Genomic DNA, 22,113 nt, shown 5'->3' with positions numbered 1-22,113 from the left:
AAAGTGGAGCCACCGGGGAAAATCCAGTGGCTCCACTTTCTGTCCTGCTTGCTGAATTCAGTTCCAGCGTCCGCCGCGCTGCTGACGGGTTTCGGCTTCGGGGGCGGCGTACAGCTCCTCGGCACGCGAGAGCTTCTTGCGCCCGTACAACCCTTCCAGCACGAACTCGGCGGCGCTGACGCGCACGGCGTCGCTGTTGCTGTCCGCGACTTCCTTGGCAATATCGCTCAGGCCGGGCACTTCCTTCGTTGCCTTCATGGCCGCGCCGGAATCGCCGGACTGCGGGAAGCGGAAGACGTTGCCGTCCTCAAACCACTTTTCCAGTGCCTGGGTGTCCATGCTGCCGCACAGGCGTCCGTAGACCGCGCCCGCCGCCTTGCGAATCACTTCCTTGGCCACGTTGTCCGCGCCCTTCAGCTCGCCCTCGTACTCCAGTTCCATCTTGCCGGTAATGGCGGGCAGGCCCGCGTACACGTCGCTGACGCGCACCACGGCCTCGTCGCCACCGATCAGGCTGCGGCGCTCGGCGTTGGCGGCGGCGACTTCCAGCAGGGAAATCGGCAGGCGCTGTGAGACGCCTGACATCTTGTCCACGCGGCCATCCTCGCGGGCCTGGAAGGCGATTTCTTCAATCAGCTCGGCCATGAAGGCGGGCACGGTCACAGCGTCGTCCTTGACGGCTTCCTGCGCGGTGATGCCCATGCCCAGCTTCACATCGGTGGGGTAATGCGTGCGAATCTCGGAGCCGATGCGGTCCTTGAGCGGCGTGACGATCTTGCCACGTGCAGTGTAGTCCTCGGGGTTGGCGCTGAAGACCAGCATCACGTCCAGTTCCAGACGGATCGGGTAACCCTTGATCTGCACGTCGCCTTCCTGAAGGATGTTGAACATCGCCACCTGCACCTTGGGCGCAAGATCGGCCAGTTCGTTGATGGCGAAGATCCCCCGGTTGGCGCGTGGTAGCAGCCCGAAGTGCATGCTGCGGGTGTCGCCCAGCGAGGTGCCCAGACGGGCGGCCTTAATAGGGTCCACGTCACCGATCAAATCCGCCACGGTCACGTCGGGCGTCGCCAGCTTTTCCACATAACGGTCTGCGCGGGGCAGCCAGCGGATCGGCAGATCCATGCCGTGGACTTCCAGTAGGTGCTTGCCTTCCGCACCAATGGGGTTGATGGGATCGTCGGGCATGTCCACGCCCTCAATCACGGGCACCACGTCATCCAGCAGTTCGGTGATGGCACGCAGGATACGGCTCTTGGCCTGGCCACGCAGCCCCAGCAGGATAAAGTTCTGCCGCGCCAGCAAGGCGTTGACCAGTTGCGGAATCACGGTATCGTCATAGCCCACCACGCCGGGAAACAGTTCCTCGCCGCTGCGCAGTTTGCGGGTCAGGTTCTCACGGACCTCGTCCTGCACCAGCCGGATCTTTCCATCAAAGGGGGTGCGTCCAGCGTAACCGGGCGTGTCCAGCAGCTCACCCAGCGTTCTGGCCTTATTCGCGGTCATCTTTGCAGCGGTCATATCCAAAAAAACGTAGCACGCGGTCTAAATTCGGAATGTGCGGCTTGCTGAAGAATGAGGTCTTGGGGAAGGCGGGGCTTCAGGACGAACTGGAACTGGCCGCCGCGTCGTTCTGCTCGTCCTCCAGCGCCTTGAACGCGCAGACGGCGGCCAGGGCAGCCAGGGCCGGGGGAATCAAACCAAATTCCAGCTCCACATCCTTGCCGTCCAGATGGCCGCCGATGCGTCCGCGCAGGGTGGGGCCGTCCCGCCGCAGGTCCACATCCTTGCCGTCAATCCGCCCCGAGAAACGGCCTGTGATGGTGTCGGCGCTGACCTTCAACTCTACATTGTCGCCATTGATATGCCCGCCCAGACGGACCTCCACCTGCTCGCCGCTGACCTTGCCATTCGCGTCGAAACCACCGAACACGCCGCCAATTCGCCCGTCCACCTCGCCACCCTTAAGGGTCAGGTCAATGTCCTTGCCGTTAAAGCGTCCGCCGACGCGTCCGCGCAGGCGTTCGCCGTCCCATTTGGCCTTGATGTCGTAGCCCGCCGTGAGGCCGCCCATGCGTCCGTCCAGATCACTCATGGAGACATGATGGCAGAGGCGCGGCCTGTCCCATCCGTGTAGACCCCGCCGCTGCACGCGGCCCGCCAAGTGCTTACACTTCTAAAGCATGAGTGCGCCCACTTCTGCCCCGGCGATCCCCGATTTCGCCAACAACGAACAAGAGGACCGTTTCGCCTACAAATTCGGACAGGAGGGCATCACCTTCGATGACGTGCTGCTCCAGCCGCGCCATTCCACCGTGTTGCCGCACGAGGTTGATGTCTCGGCCCAGCTCACTCGCCGCGTGCGCCTGAACATCCCCTTTGTCAGCGCAGCAATGGACACCGTGACCGAAATGGGCATGGCCGTGGCGATGGCCCGCGAGGGGGGCATCGGCGTGATCCACAAGAATATGGAGATTGACGCGCAGGCGGAAATGGTCCGCAAGGTCAAGCGGTCAGAGAGCGGCATGATCGTCGATCCCATCACGCTGCCGCCGCACGCCACCGTGGGCGAGGCAGACCGCATGATGGGCGAGTACCGCATCAGCGGCGTGCCGATCACCGATCCGGCGGGGCGGCTGCTGGGCATCATCACCAACCGCGACATGCGCTTTATCGATGACCTGTCCACCCCCATTCAGGACGTGATGACCCGCGAGGGCCTGATTACCGTCCCGGTGGGCACCACACTGGAGCAGGCGCAGGAGATCTTCAAACGCCACCGCATAGAAAAGTTGTTGGTGGTGGACGGCGACAACATGCTGCGCGGCCTGATCACCATTAAAGACCTGACCAAGCGCGTCAAGTATCCCAACGCCGCCAAGGACGATCTGGGCCGGTTGCGCGTCGCGGCGGCCATCGGCGTCAGCGCGGACCTGATGGACCGAAGCGCGGCGCTGGTGGCGGCCGGGGTGGACGTGCTGGTGCTGGACAGTGCCCACGGCCACAGCCAGGGCATCCTGAACGCGCTGTCGCGGGTGAAAGAGCAGTTTGATGTGGACGTGATCGCGGGGAACGTTGCCACACGTTCTGGTGCGCGAGATTTGATTTTAGCCGGTGCAGACGCAATAAAAATTGGCATTGGACCCGGGTCGATCTGCACCACCCGCATCGTCACCGGCGTCGGCGTTCCCCAGATCACCGCCATCTTTGAAGCCAGCGCCGCCGCGATGGAAGCCGGAATTCCCGTGATCGCTGATGGCGGCATCAAGCAGACCGGGGACGTGCCCAAGGCCATAGCGGCGGGCGCGAGCGTGGTCATGATGGGCAGCATGCTGGCCGGGACCGACGAGGCCCCCGGCGAGTCCATCCTGCGCGACGGGCGGCGCTATAAGAGCTACCGGGGCATGGGTTCCCTGGGCGCAATGGACCAGGGCAGCAGTGACCGCTACTTCCAGAGCGGCAGCCGCAAGTTCGTCCCCGAGGGCATTGAGGGCATCATCGCCTACCGGGGAACGGCGGGCGAGGTCATTTACCAGTTCGTCGGCGGCCTCAAGAGCAGCATGGGCTACTGCGGCGCACCGGACCTCCAGACCCTGCGCGACACCGCCCAGTTCGTGCGAATCACCGGGGCCAGCCTGATTGAAAGCCACCCGCACGGCGTCACCATCACCAAGGAATCGCCGAACTATGGGGGAAGGTAAGGCGGTGTTTCGGACGCTGGCTGTTGCGCCTGCTGCCGCCCTCAACCCCGAGTGCATCACCTGTACGCCGCCCCAGCATGACCCGGAGACCGTGTTCTTCACGGACGGTTGGAAGGTGGTCCTGCACCCCTCGCAGTGCGGATTGGGCAACGTGCTGCTGGCGACCCGCCGCCATGTTCCCCGCATGGCAGACCTGACCCCAACCGAATGGCAGGATTTTCAGGCAGTCATCAGCGCACTGGAACCTGCGCTGGAGCGGGCGTTTGGGGCGGCCCTAATCAACATGGCCTATGGGCGCAACTGGGCCTACCGGGAAGCCGAGCCGGACCCGCCCTTCAGGGACGGTCAACCCAACCCACACGTCCACTGGCACATCACGCCGCGTTACGCCCAGCCCGTCCACTTCGGCGGCATGATCTTTGACGATCCAACCTTTGGGGAACCGTTTGAATGGCACAAAGTCGCTGTGCCTGCTGAGGTGCGCCGCGCCATCATCGAGCGGCTGCGGGCAGAGCTTGGCGTGGTGCTGGAATAAACAGCAAAAACCCCACGCAATGGTGGGGTCTTCAACAAGCTGGAAGTTAGTTTCGGCCACGCAGGAGCTTGCTGCCGATCATCCCGGCCAGACCCACCAGACCGGCCTTGACCATCGGATTACTCAGCATGCCACCCGCGCCGAAAGCAGCTTCCAGCGGGCTTTTGCCGTCCTGCGCCGGGGCCTGCGCGGTGCGGGCATAGGCGTCGGCCAGATCGTTGGGGTCCTCGTGGTTGACGCGCTGCACCGGGTTGGCCGGGCTTTGTACGATGGCGTCGCCCATCTGCTGGCGCTGGTCAGGCGACATGCCGCCGATGTAGTCCTTCAGGATCTGCTGCCGCTCCTCTGGGGAAGCGTTCTTCATGTAATCCTGAATGTACGCGGCGGCTTCCTGCGGGCTGACCACGCCGTCGCCGTTGGTGTCGCGGGGATCGAGTTTGGCCATCTGCTCGTGACGCTCTTTCTGGTCAAAAAACATAGTTGAACCTCCTGAGTTGAACTGGATTTGTGTCGCCTCTTACGCTAGGCGTTTGGGATCAGGCGGGCATGAGGGCTGAATTCAGGTTCACTTATCTCCAGCGGGGTCAGCCAGCAACAAACGGGACATTTCCGTGCCGGACGCGGTACTACAGTGCATGCTATGCGTTCTCTGGTTCTGATCGGTCACGGCTCCCACCTCAACGGCGAATCGGCGGCGGCGGTCTACCGCTACGCCGAGATGATTCGCGCACGCGGCATCTATGACGAGGTGGTGGAGGGCTACTGGAAGGAAGAACCCTCGCTACGGCAGGTGCTGAAAACCACGGCCAGCACGGATGTCACGGTGATTCCCATGTTCATCTCCGAGGGGTACTTCACCGAGACGGTCATTCCGCGTGAAATGGGCCTGGGCCACCAGGGACCGGTGCCGCCCGAAGGCGTGGCGCGCGTGCTGGGCGGACGCACTGTGCGTTACACCCTGCCCTACGGCGTGCATCCCAGCATGTCTGACGTGATCCTGGCCCGCGCCCACGAAGCGTTACCGGATTCCAGCCCGGAAGACACCGCCTTGATCGTGCTGGGCCACGGCACCACCCGCAACGAGAACAGCAACAAGATCGTGTACCAGAACGCCGAGGTGTTGCGACAGTCCGGGCAATTCGCGTCCGTCAACGCCCTGTTCCTGGATGAAGACCCCAAGGTGGGGACATGGCCAGAAGTGGTCAAGGCTCCGCGCGTGGTGGTGGTGCCATTCTTCGCCTCTGAAGGCTGGCACACGCTGGAAACCATTCCCGAGGACATGGGTCTGGAGGGAGCCGTCACGACATTTACCGACAATCCCCACGGCCAGCAGACCGTCTATTACGCCAAACCAGTGGGCACCCACAGCGCCGTGGCCGACGTGATCCTGCATCTGGCCGAGGAAGCGGCGGGGTCCAGCACCAGCGACGGCGACACCGAACGTGTCCACGACGCGGCCTGGAATACCTTCATGGACCGCGCGCGCCAAGGCCTGCGCTTCGGCGAGGTGCTGGTGCAGCCCGAGAGCGGCATGTTTGAACTGCGCCACGCGCTGGATGAGGGCAAGCCGGGTCACGAGTTGCAGACCCTGGTCACGCCCGAGGGCGTGCGCGATTTCACCCGCCGCGACGAGGGCGGCCACCACCGCCCAGTACATACCCTTCGCAACATGCCGCGTGGCTGGCGGGCCGTGATGGGCCAGGCCGATCTGGTGCGCGCCGTGCAGTACCTGTACCCCGCCGTGATTGAAGAAACCTACGCCCAGAGCTGCCACACCCTGCGCCCCACCCCCTGGGCCACCACCGCCCGCCGTCAGACCGGCATCTACGCCCGCGTGCAGAAGGCCACCCCAGAACAATTGGATGAAGTGGCGACAGACGTATGCGGCGGTTGCCTGCGGACCCGTCTATGGGCCGGGGAAAAGTTACCCCAGACCTTCTTTGATGGTGTGCCGGGCGCAATTCCCTGTGCCGAAGCCTGCACCTTCCTGGTGGCCGAGGTCCGTGAGGAAGTGGCGGGCAAGCGCGGCGGCGGGGCAAGCCACAGCCACTGATCCGGGGGACAACTTTCCTCCGTCCGATTCGCCTGAACATCCCCGCGCCCATCACAGCCGGGGGTGTTACGCTGTGCGTTGGCCTCCAGTTTTCGGCGGCACACCTACCCTCTAAGCGCGTCCCGTGAGACGCCCCGGCCCCCAACAGCGCCGCTGAAGTCCGTCCAGAGAGGCGGAGATGGAGCAAAGACATGCCAAGTGCCGCGACTGCCGAGCGCCCTTCCGAATTACTGCGGGGGACGCTCTTTCTACTTTTCTGTTTAGAGGCGAACACATGACCAGAGGCGAACTGAAGTACGAGGGCAAGGCCAAGCGCGTGTACGCTTCCTCTAACCCTGCCGAGTACATCGTGGAATACAAGGATGAGGCCACCGCTTTCAACGCCCAGAAACGCGGCGAGTGGGCGGGCAAGGGGGCCACCAACAACGCCATCACCGCCCACCTGTACCCCAGATTGGAGGCGGCGGGCATCCCCACCCACTTCATAGAAAAGCTGTCTGACACCGAGCAGCGCGTGAAGGCCGTGACCATCATCCCGGTAGAAGTGATCGTGCGGAATGTGGCGGCAGGTAGTTTTGCCAAGAAGCTGGGGCTGGAGGAAGGTACGGCCCTGTCCCGTCCCGTCGTGGAGTACTGCTACAAATCCGATGCACTGGGCGATCCCCTGATCAACACCGACACGGCCATCGCCCTGGACTGGGCCACCGAAACCGAGCTGACGCGCGTGCGTGAGCTGGCCTTAAAGGTGAATGACTTTCTGACCCCGTTTTTTCTGGAACGCGGCGTGAAACTCATTGATTTCAAGCTGGAATTCGGCAAACTCCCGGATGGAACCGTGATCCTGGCCGACGAGATCAGCCCCGACACCTGCCGCTTCTGGGACGCCGAGACGGGAGAGAAGATGGACAAGGACCGCTTCAGGCGCGATCTGGGTGGCGTTGAGGACGCTTATGCGGAGATGCTTTCGCGAGTGGAACGCGAGGTCTGAGGGTCAGAGGGTCTGGGGGCAAAACATTCCCAGCCTCCTGACCGCTTCTCTGATCTCTCTTTTTAGACCCTCAGACTCTTGACTCTTGGACCTCCGAAGGAGCCACATGCCCCACTACCATGCCCGCGTTTACGTGACCCTCAAGCCCAGCATTCTTGACCCGCAGGGGCGCACCGTGGAACGCGCCCTGTCGCATCTGGAACACGCCAATGTCAGCGGCGTGCGCGTGGGCAAATTTATAGAATTGCGTCTGAGCGGCGAACGTGCCGACGTGGAAGCCCAGTTGCGCGACATCGCCGGGAACGTGCTGAGCAACCCTGTGATGGAAGATGCCCGCTGGGAACTGGAAGAAGTGGAGTTGGAGCTAGCGTGAGCGTCCCGCAGACGGTGAATTTGCAGGAGAAGTTCGGCCTGTTTACCGATCAATGGTCCCCGAAAGTGGTGGGCGAGTTGAACGGTCAGCAGGTCAAAATCGCCCGCATTGCTGGTGAGTTTGAATGGCACGCCCACGAGCAGGAAGACGAACTGTTCATGGTGATTCGGGGCAAGCTGCGCCTGAAATTTCGGGATGGTGAGTCCGTAGTCAACGAGGGCGAGTTGATCGTCGTGCCGCGCGGTGTGGAACATCTGCCCATTGCCGAAACAGACGAAACCTGGATCATGATGTTTGAGCCTGCCAGCACCCTGAACACGGGCAATGTCACGAATGAGCGCACCGTGACTCAGTTGGAACACGTATGAAAACCGTAGTCATCCAATTCCCCGGCTCCAACTGCGACGGCGACGCCCTGCACGCCGCCCGCCTGACCCTGGACCCGGACGCGCAGTTCGTGTGGCACACCGAGGCGGGACTGCCCAGTGGCACCGAATTGGTGTTCGTCCCCGGCGGCTTTTCCTACGGCGATCACCTCCGCAGCGGCGCGATTGCCGCCCGTAGTCCGATCATGGGGGCCATCAAGGCACACGCCGAGCGCGGCGGCTTCGTGCTGGGCGTATGCAACGGCTTTCAGGTGCTGACCGAATCCGGCCTGCTGCCCGGCGCACTGGGCCGCAACCGTGACCTGCACTTCACCTGTAAACCCGTGCATCTGCGCGTGGAAAACAACCGGACGGCGTTTACCTCCGCCTATCAGCAGGGCCAGACTATTGAAATCCCCATCGCGCACGGTGAAGGCAACTACTACGCCGACGCCGAAACTGTGGCGCGGCTGGAGGGCGAGGGCCGCGTGGTCTTCCGCTATCTGGACAATCCCAACGGCAGCCTCAACGACATCGCCGGAATCGTCAACACGGGCGGCAACGTGTTGGGCATGATGCCTCACCCGGAACGTGCGGTGGAAGCAGTGCTGGGCGGCGAGGACGGACGCGGCGTGTTTGAGAGCCTGCAAGGAGCGCTGGTCAAATGATGGGTCTTCAGGAGTTTCTGGCCGACAACTACCACATTGAGCTTTCTGCTTTCCATACTGTTTTGGAAGGAATTCCAGCAGACTCGTTCGCCACCGCACGCCTGGGCCACAGCCCTGCGTGGCACGCGCTACACATTGCCGACTGGTTGCGGTTAACCGTACTGGGCGACAAAACCCCCAATTACCACTACCTGGGCTGGGAGGATGCGTCTTGGGTGGCTGGACTGGGAACCGCGTCTGCTCCTTTAGACGAGGATGCCGCCAAAGCGGACATTCTGGCGCGGCTGGACATGGTGAGCGAGCAGGCCGTGGCTTACCTGAAAAATGCCAGCGACGCCGATATGGACGGCATGACTTTCTCGCCCAGCGCCCCGAATGGCGAACGCCCGCGTCTGGCCGCCGTGGGGCTGCATCTGCGGCATGTGGCCTACCACCGGGGCCAAGTGGTACTGGGGCAGAAGGCTTAGTTAAGGCCCGTTCTGGTATGCGTGGCATGGACGCCTTTCACCTCGCCTCGGCATTGGCATTGCGCCAGTCCGCGCCGATAAAATTTCTCAGCTTTGATCGGCGGCTTCAGGATGTGGCGGGAGAGCTGATGCTAGAAGCTCTGGATGGAAAGGGGCAAGCATGATCTTCAGATTGAAGCTGCAAGAAACTTACTATGAAAAGGGGTTTTTCAATGTCATCCGCGAATATGACTATCTCATCCGTGCTGATGAAGGAGAGATCAAACTTATCCTTGACACCGAAGACACGACATTTATCGGCAACGTAAATAGAAGCAACAACACTAATGGCACAGCTCGTATCAGGGCCAAAGGTTTGAAGGCTTGGTTCCAGAAGCACTACCGAGTTATGGATGTGGTTGAAATTGAGATCGTCAGCCCAACACTTCTCAAGCTCAAATATCCAGCCAGAAACTAATGCCCTCCCAAGGTGAACCCATGACCCAACCCACCCCCCAAACCCAATCCCTCCGCTCTCAAGCCGCCACCTTCGGCCTCTCAGAAGGCGAATACGATCTGCTCGTCTCCAGTATCAACCGCGAACCCAACGCGCTGGAAGCCGCCATCGTGGGTGCGATGTGGTCTGAACACTGCGGCTATAAGAACTCGCGCCCGCTGTTCAGCGCCTTTCCCACCACCGGGCCACAGGTGCTGCAAGGCCCCGGCGAAAACGCGGGCGTGGTGGACATTGGCGAGGGCTGGGGCGTGGCCTTCAAGATGGAATCGCACAACCACCCGTCGGCGGTGGAACCCGTGCAGGGCGCGGCGACGGGCGTGGGCGGCATCCTGCGCGATATCTTTGCGATGGGCGCGCGGCCTTTCGCCCTGCTGGACAGCCTGCGCTTCGGCAACCCCGACAGCCCCCGCACCCGCTTTCTGGTGAACGGCGTGGTGGAGGGGATCGCCCACTACGGCAACGCGATTGGTGTTCCAACTGTGGGCGGCGAGGTGACATTTCATCCCAGCTACCAGGAAAACCCGCTGGTCAACGTGATGGCGCTAGGCCTGCTGCGCCACGAGGATCTGGCGACAGGCACGATGGGCGAGGTGGGCAACCAGATCATCTACGTCGGTTCCAAGACCGGACGCGATGGGCTGGGCGGCGCGGTGTTTGCTTCCGCTGATCTGAGCAATGCCAGTCAGGCAGACCGCCCCGCCGTGCAGGTGGGCGATCCCTTTATGGAAAAACTGCTGCTGGAAGCCACGCTGGAGGCCATTGAATCCGGCGTGGTGGCGGGCGTGCAGGATATGGGCGCGGCGGGTCTGGTCAGTTCAACCTGCGAGATGGCCTACCGCGCGGGTCTGGGCATCACGATGGATCTGGATAGGGTGCCGACCCGCGAATCGGGCATGGTGCCGATGGAACTGTGCCTGTCCGAATCGCAGGAGCGCATGATCCTGGTACCGATTCCGGGGCGCGAGCAGGAACTGTATGACCTGCTGGACAAGTGGGAACTGGACGTGGTGAACATCGGACAGGTGGAGGAACACAACAACTACCGCCTGACCTGGAAGGGTGAGGTGGTCTGTGACCTGCCCGTCGCTCTGCTGAACGAGGCTCCCAAATACACCCGCGAGGGCGTGGAATCCTCAGACATTAAAGCGGCCCGCGAGCGTGACCTGAGCGGCGTGCCCCAGCCGGGCGACTGTGGCGCGGTGCTGCTGGAACTGCTGTCTCACCCCACCATTGCCAGCAAGCGCCCGATCTTCCAGCGCTTTGACCATCAGGTGATGACGAATACCGTTGTGGTGCCGGGAGCCGCTGACGCCGCCGTGATGCGCGTCAAGGGCAGCGGCATGGGCGTGGCCGCGACTTCGGATTGCAACCCGCGCTTCGTACAGCTTGACCCGTACACCGGAGCCGCCGCCGCCGTCGCCGAGGCCGCGCGAAATCTGGCCTGCGTGGGGGCCACGCCGCTGGCGATCACGGATAACCTCAACTTCGGCAACCCGCACCGTCCGGAGGTCTATTACCAGCTTCAGCAGTCGGTGCAGGGCATCGCGGACGCCTGCCGCGCGTTGAACACGCCGGTCACGGGCGGCAACGTCAGCCTGTACAACCAGTACACCCAGGGCGACGAGCGCGTGGCAATCCATCCCACCCCGACGATTGGCATGGTGGGCGTGCTGCCCGACATTGCCAAGCGGGCGACGCTGGGGCTGAAGGCGGCAGGCCAGACGCTGTATCTGCTGGGCGAACATGCGGACAGCATCGGGGCCTCGCAGTATCTGGAGAGCCTGCATGGTTTAGAGGCCGGGCGCGTGCCGCCGCTGGATCTGGGTCTGGAGCAGAAAGTCATTGACGGCACGCTGGCCCTGATCCGCTCTGGTCTGACTGACACTGCCCACGACTGCGCCGAGGGTGGCCTGGCTGTGGCTCTGGCTGAAATGGCAATGGCCGGAAGCATCGGTCTCAGCGTGACGTTGAACGCGCCCACAGATGTTCGCACCGACGCCCTGCTGTTCGGGGAAGCCCACAGCCGCGTGATCGTGGCCGTGCAGGATACCGAGGCCACCGAAAACCATCTGCGTGAACTGGGCGTACCGTTTGTGCGCCTCGGTGAAAGCGGGGGCGATGCGCTCACCATTGCCGCTCCGGCTCGTGGCCTACACTTGAGCGTGAACCTCGCGGCGCTGACCCTGGCTTACGAATCCCCGCTGATTGGGATTCTGGGATGAGTGGGGCGGGGACGGTCACTCCGTGGCCCCCCCTTCCCAACCCTCCCCCACAAGGAGGGAGGGAGACAGGCGCGCTATTTCAATTTAGCCTGAATCCTTTCCAGAACGCCGTTCAGATTGCTTTTAACCTCGTTATTCCAGAAGCGCAAGATATGGAAACCGTCCGCTTGCAAGGCCGTGTCCCTCACTCGGTCTGTCTCACTGTTCAAATGTTGGCTGCCATCAAGCTCCACAATCAGGCGGGCTGGATAGCAGACAAAATCCACCACGTAGCGCCCAATCACTTCCTGACGCCGAAAGCTAACGCCGAGCTGTGCGCTCCGCAGTTGCCTCCAGAGCAGCCGTTCTTCCGGCGTCATGTTGCGCCGCAGGGTACGAGCCAGCTCTGTACTCACATGCGTGGGTGGCGGACGATACGACATGCCCCAATCTATCTTTTAGCCCCTCCCCCCTCGTGGGGGAGGCTGGGAGGGGGGGCCACCCACCAATTGCCCCCGCCCAATCCTTCTGCCGGAGCCACCCATGCACCCTGATTTCCCCCTCCCCGATTCCTTCCTGCAAACCCTCTCCGAGAACGACTTCGGCAACGACAAACCCCGCGAGGAGTGCGGCGTCTTTGGCCTGTACTCGCCCGTGCCCAACGATCTGGCGTGGCTGACCTACCTGGGCATGTTCGCCCTGCAACACCGGGGCCAGGAAGCGGCGGGCATGTGCGTCAGCGACGGCGAGAAATTCCATGTGGAAAAGGATCTGGGACTGGTCACGCAGGTCTTTGACGAGCGCCGCCTGGACAGTGTACGGCTGGCCAACGCCCGCGTCAGCATCGGGCATGTGCGCTACAGCACCACCGGCAGCAACCTGCGCTTCAACGCCCAGCCGCTGACCACCCGCACCAACAAGGGCATTCTGGGCATGGCGCACAACGGCAACTTTGTGAACGCGCTGGAGGTTCGTCAGGAAATGCTGCTGGAGGGCGCACTCTTCCAGACCACCAACGACAGTGAAGTGATGCTGAACCTGATCGCCCGCGAGAGCCACATGGATCTGGTGGAGGCCACCGCCGCCGCTATGAAACGATTGAAGGGCGGCTACGCCTGCGTGCTGATGAACCGCCACGCCCTGATCGGTTTCCGTGACCCGCACGGCGTCCGGCCTCTGGTGATCGGGCAGCGGGACGACGGCGCATACGCGATGGCCAGCGAACCCTGCGCCCTGTACGCGGTGGGCGCAAAGCTGCTGCGCGACGTGCAGCCCGGCGAACTGGTCTGGGTGGACAGAGACGGTCTCCACAGCCTGATGGTGGAGCCGCGTGCGCCCACGCCCTGCGCCTTCGAGTGGATTTACTTCGCCCGCAGCGATAGTCAGCTCGACGGCATCGACACCCACGCCAGCCGCATCCGCATGGGCGAGCAACTGGCCCGCGAATTTCCGGTGGAGGCCGACATCGTGGTCCCGGTTCCCGACAGCGGCATCGGCGCGGCCATCGGGTACGCGCGCCAGAGCGGGATTCCCTTCGATTACGGGCTGTACAAGAATCCGTATGCAGGCCGCACCTTTATTGCCCCAACGCAGGAGGCGCGCGAGCTGAAGGTCAAGATGAAACTCTCGCCCACCAGCGCCGTCGCGGGCCGCCGGGTAATTCTGGTAGACGACTCCATCGTGCGCGGCACCACCTCGCGCCAGATCGTCAACCTGCTGCGCGACGCGGGGGCCACCGAGGTGCATTTCCGGGTCTCCAGCCCACCGATCACGCACCCGTGCTTTTACGGCATCGACACCGCCGCCCGCAAGGAACTGGTGGCCAGCACGCACACGCAGGAGGAAATCCGGCAACTGATCGGCGCGGACACCCTGGCCTTCATCAGCGAACGGGGCATCCGCGAGGCAGTGGGCGGCCCCGGCCTGTGTCTGGCGTGCTTCAACGGCGAGTATCCGGCAGGAACGCCGTTGCTGAACGATGTGGACAAGCTGGCGCTAGAGGTCTGAGGGCAGGCCAGAGACAGGGCCTTTGACATTCCGCCCGCCCGATGTGGCAAGCTGAGTAGACATGGAACTGCGTCACCTGCGCCATTTCGTCGCGCTGGCCGAGGAAGAACACTTCGGGCGGGCCGCCGAGCGTGTCTTCGTGGTGCAGCAGGCCCTGAGCAACAGCGTCCGCAATCTGGAGGAAGAGGTGGGCGTGCCACTGGTGCTGCGAACCACCCGCCGCGTGCAGCTCACGCCCGCCGGGCAGGAATTCCTGGTGGGCGCACGCGAGACGCTGGCACTGGCCGGGCAGACCGTGGAACGCGCCCGCCGCGCTGCACGGGGTGAGGTGGGCCGCCTGACCATAGGTTTCGTCAGTGGGCTGGCCTTCGGCGGCTTGCCCGAAATCGTGCGCCGCTTCCGCGAGTTGTATCCGAATGTCAGCGTCAATCTGCGTGAGCTGACCGCGCACGAGCAAGAGGCCGGGCTGCGTGGCGGGGTGCTGGACGTGGGCCTGATGCTGCTGCCGGTGCGCGCCGCCACCCTGGATTCGCGGGCGCTGTGGCGGCAACCGCTGGTGGCGGCCCTGCCTGCCGGACACCCGCTGGCCCGCAAGCGCAAGCTCAAAATCTCTGATCTGGCCCCCGAACCCTTCGTGTTCTTTCCGCGCCAGTTACGCGCCACCTATTTCGATCAGGTGATGCGCTGGTGTGCCGGGGCCGACTTCACCCCCAACGTCGTGCAGGAGGCCATCGAGATTCCCACGCTGCTGTCGCTGGTGGCGGCGGGCGTGGGCGTCTTTCTCCCCATCGAGTTCTTTAACCGCTTGCAGTTGCCAGGCGTGGTTTACCGACCCGTCGAGGACGCCCCGCTGGTGGACATCGTGGCCGTCTGGCGGCGCGATGAGGGCAAGAATCCGGTGGTTCGGGCGTTTTTAAGCGTGGCCGAGGAGATGCTGGGGGCGGGGAAGGACAGTCAGGAGAGTTCTACCAGTCATACATAGAGCCAACCTGCGCCAGTTGCGCTTTGCGTTCCAGGTAATCTGGCATCACCGCCCGCAGGTGCGTCCAGAACTGTGGGCTGTGATCGGCACTTCGCAGGTGAGTCAGCTCGTGGGCAATCACGTAATCAATCAGGGACATCGGGGCCATCACCAGCCGCCAGTTGAGACGCAGGTTGCCCCAGGCGTCGCAACTGCCCCAGCGCTGCTTTTGCGGGCGGATCAGAATGCGCCCCGGTGTCACGCCCAGCCGCCTGGCCCAGAGTGGGACGCGCTCAGCGAACACGGACGCGGCTTCCTGGCTGTACCACGCCTCCAAAGTTTCTCGCACGCCCACAGCGTCGGCAGCGCTCACAAAAATATGGATGCCGTGCATTTCTACCGGGTGGTCCTGCCCAGCTACTACCCGCAAGAGGTAAGGCCGCCCCACCAGTCGCAGGCTCTCGCCGCTGACGAACTGCCGTTTGCGCCGGGGTGGCCCCAGCATCTCCTGATACAGCGCATTGCGCTCCAGCAGCAGGGGCAGTTTGGGAATCAGGGCCTCGCGGATGCTCTCCAGATTCAGGCTTGCTGGCGCGGCAATATGCACGCCCCGCGCATCTATCACGACGCTGCACGACTTGCGGCGGGCACTCCGTACAACGGCAAAGGTGATGACCTCGCCCCCGTGGAGCAGTTCCAGCGTCTCAAAGGCTTTAACCGAATCTGGCACGGGCCACGTCCACGATTGCGGCGGTCAGGGCTTCCAGCACCTCGGCGCTGACTTTGGCGGCCCGCAGTTCACGCTTGATCTGCCGCCGCATTTCTCGCTGTACATCTTCCTTATGTGACCAGTCCACCACTGTCAGTTTCTTGATGGTCTGCTCAAGCGTAGTGGCAAGCGCTTCGTCTGCCACGCCTTGAAGGCTAAGTTGCCCATACACCGCCTCGGCGTCGGCACTCAGGCGGGAGTGGGCGCGGCCAAAAGTGACTTGTTGCAACGATGAAATCACGTCTTTAAGCTGGCCCACCGCCTGCCGGGCATCTATGCGCCGTAGCCGCTGCTGTTCCAGAATTTCTTCCAGCCGTTCGCGCAACGTTTTGTAAGCTGCCGGATTCTGCGGAAACTTCAGCATGATCTCGTGGCGGGCCTGGTGGGCGATTTCGCTGGCAAGCGCCTGCAACTTCTCTTCTGAGTCAGCGTCCTCGGCTTCCCGGTTGGCCTGCTGGATAAAGTCAGGGGCCAGGATGTCTACGGGCGGCAAGACCTGCTCCACGCTGTCGGCCACCACCACATCGTCAATCAGGCGGCGCACTTTCTGGCCCATGTCGCGGTAATCCGCCGCCTCGGCGCGGTCAATGCGCTGGGCGGCGCGGTGACGCAGCATACTTAGCCACCTGAAATCCGCCTCTATGCCCTCATTCTCCACCTCCGGCAGCAGCGCGTTGTAGGTCTGGGCCAGTTGCCTGTACGCCACCTCAAATTCCTGGCGGGTGGGGGCGTCGTCCAGCATCAGCAGCGCGTCGTCCAGCGGGGGGCGGGTTGTGCCAAACAGGCGCATGACGCGGCGGTGGCGCAACTCCAGCTCGCGGCGCAGGTCTTCACGCGGCTTCATGACCCCCTGCACGTCGGCCTCGTCAAAAACTTTCAGGGCTTCCTTGAGGTCTTGGGTGATGCCCCAGTAATCCATGATGAATCCGGCTTCCTTGCCCTCATACGTGCGGTTGACGCGGGCAATCGCCTGAAGCAAGGTGTGCTGCGACAGCGGGCGATCCAAATACATCACCTGTTCCAGCGGCGCGTCAAAGCCCGTTAGCAGCATGTCCACCACGATCAGCAATTTGAGGGAATCGGCGGGATTGTTGGCGAAGTCGTCGGTAAGTTTTTCTAGCTCCTTGGCCGTGCGCGAGAACTGCGCGAAGCTGTCCTCGTCGTTGGCCTTTGTCGTGATGACCACGGTGCATTCCGGCCCCTGCAAATCGCGGATGGCCTTCCAGTAGCGCACCGCGTTTTCCCGCGAGGCTGCCACCACCTGCCCCTTAAAGCCGTTTGGCTCAATAAAGCGCGTGAAGTGCTTGATGATGTCCTCGGCAATGGCCGACACCCGCGACGAGGCCCCGGCCACCGCCTCCAGCGTCGCGTGCTTGCGCTTGGCCGCCTCGCGCTCATCGGGTTCGGGGAAAAAACGTTCCATCGCCTCGTCAATGTCGCGGTTGGCAAGGAACATGCCGCCCACGTCGCGGCTCTCGTAATAGATCGGCACGGTGGCCTTGTCGCGCACCGCTTCCAGCATGGTGTAGCGGTGAATGTACGGCCCGAACACCCGCATGGTGCTGCGGCTGCGCTTTTCTATCGGCGTACCCGTGAAGGCAATAAAGGTTGCGCCCGGCAGCGCCTTCCGCATTTCCTGCGCCATGTCGCCGTACTGGGTACGGTGCGCCTCGTCCACCAGCACAAAGACCTTGCGGCCCGACGTGCGGCCCGGTTTGCTCATGAAGTCGGCGAATTTTTGCACGGTGGTCATGACCGTCACGCCCCCGGTTGCGCCCAGCAGCTTGCGGAGTTCCGCCGTCGTGCGGGCGCGTTCCGGCAGGGTCAAGCCCGCCTCGCCGAAGACGCCCGTGATCTGCGAGTCCAGGCTCACGCGATCTGTGACCACCACGATATTGGGGTTTTCCTGGCGCAACTCAGTTTGCCGCAGCTTTTGCGCCAGCCAGACCATCGTTAAGCTCTTGCCGCTGCCCTGGGTGTGCCAGATCACGCCGCCCTTGCCAATGTCCTCGGCAGGCATAGCAGGGTCATCCTCCGGCCCCACCGGCAGCAGCCCCAGCACCCGCCGCGCCACCCGGTCTACCGCCACGCGCTGCTGATGCCGGGCCAGCTTGCGAATCAGCCGCCCTTCTTTGACCTCATACACGGTAAAACTGCGGGCAAATTCCAGCAGGTTTTCGGGGGCAAACACGCTATACAGCAAAATCTGCTGCGGGTTGGGCTGTCCACCCGGCGGCAATCCCAGCGCGTCGGCCAGCCACGCCGCGCCCTGCGGATAGGCTTCGGGAAACGGCGCAAAGGCCCGCTCAGACGCCCCCACCGCCCCATACACGCCCAGCGACACCGCTTCCGAGCCGCACAGCACGCCCAGCACCTGCACCGACGCGAACACCGACGGCGCACCCCGCCCCACGTAATCGCCCAAAGCCTGATAGCGCGAGAGTTGTGCGTGTCCCTCGGCCAGCGCCGCGCCCAGATCGCCCCGCGCATATTTGCACTCCAGCACGGCCCACAGCACGCCATTCACGAACAGGCTCAGGTCAAACTCAATGCGCCGTCCGCCCTCGCCCACCACCGGAAATTGCCGGATCAGGGTGTATTCGTTGCGCGACACGTCCACAAAATCGGCCAGTTGCACCGTCCGGCTGGGCAGGCCGCCGGGGTCATCGTCCAGGCGCACGCTGAAGCCGTGTGTGAGGACGCCGTGTACCTCGCGGTTGCCCTCCACCAGCCCCAGCCGTTCGCGGGCCGACACCCGCCGCACCGCCAGTTCCAGCGCTTCTGCCGACAGCCCCGGATTCAGGCGCAACAATGCCGCGTGCAACCTGTCGCGCAGGATAGCGCTGCGCGGCCCCACCCGCTGCACCTCTGAGACGGGCGTGAGCCGCCAGCCCAGCGTTTCCAGCGTGGCAATGGCCGGGTCTTCCACATACTGCTTCTCCGGCTTGCCCCGCCCCGGCGCGTCGGGAAAGGTCATGGAGCCGCCGCCGGAATGACGGACGCCCACCCGCCTTGAGGTTGAAGAGAACCGGAGAGCAGTTGATGGAGGAGGGCATTTTTTAATCGTATGGACTGCTGTATCTCGCTGCCAAGAATCTTCTTATAAACACGAGATTCAGAGACTGCATTGATGATTGAATCCTGCTGCTCTAAGTCAGGAAGACGAACAGGCATTTTCTCAATCTCTCCTGCGTTAAGATTTTTCTGAGCGCCGCCCGCTTGCCCCTGCTCAACGAAAATCCGCCCATGTACTGAATTGATCCATTCTGACAGGTACTCCGAATGAATCATTTTGGGCTTAGGAGTCAAAATGAGCGTCGTGAATGCTTGCCAGCCTTCCATTTCAGGCGGCACAACCGCAGCTAGGCCAGGTTGTCCTGTCCGTGTCACTACTACGTCTCCCGCCATCAGACGTTTACGGTGATTTTCTAGATCAAATGCTTTGGAGATGTATTCCACCGAATTGCGATCAATTGAATTTGACTTAATGCTGCGATTTAAGATCATTGCTATGCCGTCAGATTCTGAAGCATAATGCTTAGTCGTGGAAGTAGCGATTCCGACTTTGATACGGGTACAACATTCATTAAGCACGCAGGTTTCGGCGTTTTCACTGCCTTCCATGAGATTGTCTGCGATTTTGGAAGTCAAAGCGTCTGAGACTTTCAACGCCTCCGCGCTCACCTCCAACCACTCGTCCACACTCGCTAAGGCGTCGGCAATCCAGCGTTGCACAGGCAAAGGCGGGAGGGGGATAAGTTGATCTCGCAAAGTCTCTAGTGATATACCTTTTACAGTTGAGCCGCTGGCTAGGTGATCTAAATCAGATTGAATGCTCAGCAAACAGTAGTAGAGATAAATAGAATCAATATCTTCATTTGGTGTTATTGCCTTCAGGTCTTGATTGATTGCCACATCTACGCCCGCAATCGCGGCACGTCCAACAGCCATCCGAGTAGCAAGCAGAATGCTGCCCTTTTTGATGAGTCGGCTTGCACTCTGCTCAATCGCTTCTGCTGTGATTTTTTCTTTTGAGTCGGTGATAATCCTTGCTGTAAGGTCTTTGACCGTGACCCACGGAATATCACCCGTGTAAAAATCAGGATTTGCTTTGCTAGGTGTGCCACCGCCAGAAATGCTCAGAACAACATCTGAAAATAGCCGCCACTCCCAACCTTGCGGCAACGGTTGAGTCGGCTTTTTGCTCATACCTCAATCCCCAACGCTTTCAGATACCCATTCACTTTTGCCCGCGCCTCGTCGCGTTGTTCCTCTAGCTCCTGCAAGCGCTTCAGGGTGGCGTGCAAATCTATGGCCTCGGTCACGGCGGCGGCAGACACGTAACGGCTCAGGTTCAGGTTCCAGTCGTTCTGTTCAATCTCGTCCAGCGTCACCACGCGGCTGTAGCCCTCCACATCTTCATAGGCTTTGAAGGCGGCCACCGTGCGGGCAATATGCTCGGCCTGCAATTTGTTCTGCTTCTTGCCCGGCAAAAAGTCCTTGCTGGCGTCCATAAACAGCACGCGGCGCTGGCGCTCGGCGGGCTTGGCGCGGTTAAACAGCAAAATGGCGGCGGGAATGCCCGTGCCGTAAAACAGGTTGGCGGGCAGGCCAATCACGGCCTCTAACTGGTCATCTTCCAGAATGCTGCGCCGAATGCGTTCTTCCTCGCCGCCGCGAAAGAGTACGCCATGCGCGGTGATAATCCCGGCGCGGCCACCCTGTTGCAAGGTTGCCAGCATGTGCTGAATAAAAGCGTAATCGCCCTTGCTGGCGGGCGGCGTGCCGTGCGTGAACCGCCGAAACGGATCGCCCCCGCCCCAGCCATCCGGCGTCCACTGCTTGAGGCTAAACGGCGGATTGGCCGCCACGATGTCAAACAGCATCAGGGCTTTTTTGCCGTCGGCGTCGGGCATCGGGTCAGCAAAGGTGTCGCCGTGGCGAATCTCGGCGTCGGGGTAATCGTGCAGCAGCATGTTCATCTTGGCAATGGCCCAGGTGTTCACGTTCTTTTCCTGGCCGTACAGCGCCAGATTCAGGGGCTGGTCACGGGGGCGTCCTTCCTCGCCATACACTTCGCTCTCCACGTACTGCGCCGCTTCAATCAATATTCCGCCGCTGCCACACGCTGGATCACTAACGCGCATGCCCTGCTGCGGCTCCAGCAGCGTGACCAGCAGTTCCACGACTGTTTTGGGCGTGTAGAACTCACCGCCTTTTTTGCCCGCGTCGTCGGCAAACTTTTCAATCAGGAATTCGTAGGCGCGGCCCAGCAAATCGGGTTCGGTTTTTGGGAAACTGTCATTGCCTAACGGAATTCGGTCAAAGTGCTGTACCAGCTTTTGTAGAATGTTTTGAAGATTAGCTTTGCCGCCCAAACGCCTTTCATCGTTGAAATCAATAATGTCCAGCACGCCGAGCAGTGATTTATTTGTATTGGCAAGCGTGCGATTGGCTATGTTTAACGCTTGACCTATATCCTCGCTGATACTCATGAGATAGTCCCAGCGGGCAACTTTCGGTACGTAAAAACGGTGTTCGTCCTCATCATCATAAGCGAGAACGAGATCGCCAGTTTTCTTCAGAATACTTTGCGCCTCTTCCTCAAAACGGTCACTCAGCCGCTTGAGAAACAGCAGCGCGAAGATGTAATTCTTGTAATCGCTGCTGTCAATGCTGCCGCGCAGAATGTCGGCGGCTTTCCATAGCTCCCGCTCCAATGTCTCGCGGTCAAGCTGGCGTGGGGTATCCGTATTGGTTTTATTGATGGCGCTGGATTTGGTCATGGAAGCCTCTGGGGTAGTGGGGTTTGGGGTTCTAGGGCTTTAGATGTGGATTGGTGAATGGCCTGCGAGATGCTTTGCTGCACCAGCACACGCCGCTCGTCTAGCGCAGACCGGGCGGCACGTTCCTCGTTTTCAAAGCTCAGCGCCAGATCAGCAATTTGTCTTTGCAACTCCAGCGGCGGCAAAGGTATATCAATCCCACTCAGCGCCGACAGCTTGAGCAGCGGCGTGGCGGCGCTCTGGGTATATTCCTCGTTCAGTACCACCTGCGCTTCGGGTGTGTTCAGGTACGCCGCCAGATACGCGCCCAGCACCTTGCCCGAACGGGGCCGCAACACCGCCAGATTCTGCGTGGGCATCATTGGCGTTTCAGCGTCCAGCACCACCGCCGCCCTAAGAGGCCGGGTGCGAATGGTCATCAGCACGTCGCCCTCTTGCAGCCTGTATTTGTCAAACGGCGTGCCGTAGGGCAAAGGCACAGGCTGACTTTCCGGTGGCCTGAGCGCCAGCCCCGCAATGTCGCCGATGTTCAGCAGATAAAACACCGGGCCATCGGGTTTGGTTTTTTTGCGCTCTTCCCCGTCAACTGTCTTTTTTGATGGCACAAATCGGTGCGGCAACCCCTGCATCAATTGCCCCAGTTCGCCGAGTAGGACGGTGTTCATCCGCAGCCCCGGCACTGTGCTAGACTCTTACGCGGATTGGACATGGCAGAATCCTATCATGAGTAGAGATCGTATTGC

General features: G+C 61.8%; 21 protein-coding genes. 12 read left to right on the top strand and 9 right to left on the bottom strand.

What is annotated here, in order from left to right:
- Nucleotides 1-57: 57 nt before the first annotated feature.
- Nucleotides 58-1,521 (bottom strand): ATP-binding protein, encoded by a 1,464-nt coding sequence (locus DAAJ005_RS04570; RefSeq protein WP_151846081.1) that lies wholly within the window; start codon nucleotides 1,519-1,521, stop codon nucleotides 58-60.
- A 79-nt stretch (nucleotides 1,522-1,600) separates the two neighbouring features.
- Entirely contained in the window at nucleotides 1,601-2,095 is a 495-nt protein-coding gene (locus tag DAAJ005_RS04565; protein ID WP_151846080.1) for a hypothetical protein, read from the bottom strand.
- An 88-nt stretch (nucleotides 2,096-2,183) separates the two neighbouring features.
- Between DAAJ005_RS04565 and guaB the strand changes: the two genes are divergently transcribed.
- Both guaB and DAAJ005_RS04555 read left to right on the top strand, forming a co-directional pair.
- Nucleotides 2,184-3,701 carry an IMP dehydrogenase gene (guaB, locus tag DAAJ005_RS04560; protein ID WP_151846079.1) on the top strand — a complete coding sequence of 506 codons (1,518 nt, stop codon included), beginning with the start codon at nucleotides 2,184-2,186 and terminating at the stop codon, nucleotides 3,699-3,701.
- Nucleotides 3,688-4,236 (top strand): HIT family protein, encoded by a 549-nt coding sequence (locus DAAJ005_RS04555; protein ID WP_151846078.1) that lies wholly within the window; start codon nucleotides 3,688-3,690, stop codon nucleotides 4,234-4,236. The genes guaB and DAAJ005_RS04555 overlap by 14 nt, the downstream gene beginning before the upstream one ends.
- 46 nt (nucleotides 4,237-4,282) lie before the next feature.
- Here DAAJ005_RS04555 and DAAJ005_RS04550 read toward each other — a convergent pair whose 3' ends face one another.
- On the bottom strand, nucleotides 4,283-4,714 hold the full coding sequence (locus DAAJ005_RS04550) for a hypothetical protein (RefSeq protein ID WP_151846077.1): 432 nt from the start codon (nucleotides 4,712-4,714) through the stop codon (nucleotides 4,283-4,285).
- Between the two features lie 162 nt (nucleotides 4,715-4,876).
- On the opposite strand from DAAJ005_RS04550, the gene DAAJ005_RS04545 reads away from it, so the two are divergent.
- The 8 genes from DAAJ005_RS04545 to purL all read left to right on the top strand — a co-directional run bounded on the left by DAAJ005_RS04545 (nucleotide 4,877) and on the right by purL (nucleotide 11,868).
- Nucleotides 4,877-6,289, top strand: a complete 1,413-nt coding sequence (locus DAAJ005_RS04545; protein ID WP_151846076.1) for a DR2241 family protein — start codon at nucleotides 4,877-4,879, stop codon at nucleotides 6,287-6,289.
- Between the two features lie 274 nt (nucleotides 6,290-6,563).
- Nucleotides 6,564-7,277, top strand: coding sequence for a phosphoribosylaminoimidazolesuccinocarboxamide synthase (gene purC / locus DAAJ005_RS04540; protein WP_192930865.1), 714 nt, complete (start codon nucleotides 6,564-6,566; stop codon nucleotides 7,275-7,277).
- A 106-nt stretch (nucleotides 7,278-7,383) separates the two neighbouring features.
- Nucleotides 7,384-7,650 carry a phosphoribosylformylglycinamidine synthase subunit PurS gene (purS, locus tag DAAJ005_RS04535; RefSeq protein WP_151846074.1) on the top strand — a complete coding sequence of 89 codons (267 nt, stop codon included), beginning with the start codon at nucleotides 7,384-7,386 and terminating at the stop codon, nucleotides 7,648-7,650.
- Entirely contained in the window at nucleotides 7,647-8,018 is a 372-nt protein-coding gene (locus DAAJ005_RS04530) for a cupin domain-containing protein (protein WP_151846073.1), read from the top strand. Before purS ends, DAAJ005_RS04530 begins: the two co-directional genes overlap by 4 nt.
- Complete coding sequence (gene purQ / locus DAAJ005_RS04525) at nucleotides 8,015-8,683, top strand: phosphoribosylformylglycinamidine synthase subunit PurQ (RefSeq protein ID WP_151846072.1); 669 nt, start codon at nucleotides 8,015-8,017, stop codon at nucleotides 8,681-8,683. Before DAAJ005_RS04530 ends, purQ begins: the two co-directional genes overlap by 4 nt.
- Nucleotides 8,680-9,150 carry a DinB family protein gene (locus tag DAAJ005_RS04520; protein ID WP_151846071.1) on the top strand — a complete coding sequence of 157 codons (471 nt, stop codon included), beginning with the start codon at nucleotides 8,680-8,682 and terminating at the stop codon, nucleotides 9,148-9,150. The genes purQ and DAAJ005_RS04520 overlap by 4 nt, the downstream gene beginning before the upstream one ends.
- Nucleotides 9,151-9,322: 172 nt before the next feature.
- Nucleotides 9,323-9,607 (top strand): hypothetical protein, encoded by a 285-nt coding sequence (locus DAAJ005_RS04515; protein ID WP_151846070.1) that lies wholly within the window; start codon nucleotides 9,323-9,325, stop codon nucleotides 9,605-9,607.
- A 20-nt stretch (nucleotides 9,608-9,627) separates the two neighbouring features.
- Nucleotides 9,628-11,868, top strand: a complete 2,241-nt coding sequence (purL, locus tag DAAJ005_RS04510) for a phosphoribosylformylglycinamidine synthase subunit PurL (RefSeq protein WP_151846069.1) — start codon at nucleotides 9,628-9,630, stop codon at nucleotides 11,866-11,868.
- 74 nt (nucleotides 11,869-11,942) lie between these two features.
- Here purL and DAAJ005_RS04505 read toward each other — a convergent pair whose 3' ends face one another.
- Nucleotides 11,943-12,290, bottom strand: a complete 348-nt coding sequence (locus tag DAAJ005_RS04505) for an endonuclease domain-containing protein (protein ID WP_151846068.1) — start codon at nucleotides 12,288-12,290, stop codon at nucleotides 11,943-11,945.
- A 100-nt stretch (nucleotides 12,291-12,390) separates the two neighbouring features.
- Here DAAJ005_RS04505 and purF point away from each other — a divergent pair, with 100 nt between their 5' ends.
- Entirely contained in the window at nucleotides 12,391-13,854 is a 1,464-nt protein-coding gene (gene purF / locus DAAJ005_RS04500) for an amidophosphoribosyltransferase (protein ID WP_151846067.1), read from the top strand.
- Nucleotides 13,855-13,915: 61 nt separating this feature from the next.
- Nucleotides 13,916-14,836 carry a LysR family transcriptional regulator gene (locus tag DAAJ005_RS04495; RefSeq protein ID WP_151846066.1) on the top strand — a complete coding sequence of 307 codons (921 nt, stop codon included), beginning with the start codon at nucleotides 13,916-13,918 and terminating at the stop codon, nucleotides 14,834-14,836.
- Here DAAJ005_RS04495 and DAAJ005_RS04490 read toward each other — a convergent pair.
- Genes DAAJ005_RS04490 through DAAJ005_RS04470 form a run of 5 tightly spaced genes read right to left on the bottom strand, consistent with a single transcriptional unit; the run spans nucleotide 14,820 to nucleotide 22,035 of the window.
- A complete protein-coding gene (locus DAAJ005_RS04490) occupies nucleotides 14,820-15,545 on the bottom strand; it encodes a M48 family metallopeptidase (RefSeq protein ID WP_151846065.1) in 726 nt (241 codons plus the stop codon). The genes DAAJ005_RS04495 and DAAJ005_RS04490 overlap by 17 nt on opposite strands.
- Nucleotides 15,529-18,561 carry a type I restriction endonuclease subunit R gene (locus DAAJ005_RS04485; protein WP_151846064.1) on the bottom strand — a complete coding sequence of 1,011 codons (3,033 nt, stop codon included), beginning with the start codon at nucleotides 18,559-18,561 and terminating at the stop codon, nucleotides 15,529-15,531. Before DAAJ005_RS04485 ends, DAAJ005_RS04490 begins: the two co-directional genes overlap by 17 nt.
- Entirely contained in the window at nucleotides 18,558-19,793 is a 1,236-nt protein-coding gene (locus DAAJ005_RS04480; protein WP_151846063.1) for a restriction endonuclease subunit S, read from the bottom strand. The genes DAAJ005_RS04485 and DAAJ005_RS04480 overlap by 4 nt, the downstream gene beginning before the upstream one ends.
- Nucleotides 19,790-21,370, bottom strand: a complete 1,581-nt coding sequence (locus tag DAAJ005_RS04475; RefSeq protein ID WP_151846062.1) for a class I SAM-dependent DNA methyltransferase — start codon at nucleotides 21,368-21,370, stop codon at nucleotides 19,790-19,792. Before DAAJ005_RS04475 ends, DAAJ005_RS04480 begins: the two co-directional genes overlap by 4 nt.
- Nucleotides 21,367-22,035 carry a restriction endonuclease subunit S gene (locus DAAJ005_RS04470; protein WP_151846061.1) on the bottom strand — a complete coding sequence of 223 codons (669 nt, stop codon included), beginning with the start codon at nucleotides 22,033-22,035 and terminating at the stop codon, nucleotides 21,367-21,369. The genes DAAJ005_RS04475 and DAAJ005_RS04470 overlap by 4 nt, the downstream gene beginning before the upstream one ends.
- Between the last annotated feature and the right edge of the window lie 78 nt (nucleotides 22,036-22,113).

Origin of the sequence: Deinococcus sp. AJ005, from assembly GCF_009017495.1 — a bacterium.
GTDB lineage: Bacteria > Deinococcota > Deinococci > Deinococcales > Deinococcaceae > Deinococcus.
Note: the sequence above shows the minus strand (reverse complement) of the source record. Positions and strands in the feature narration are given on the sequence as shown.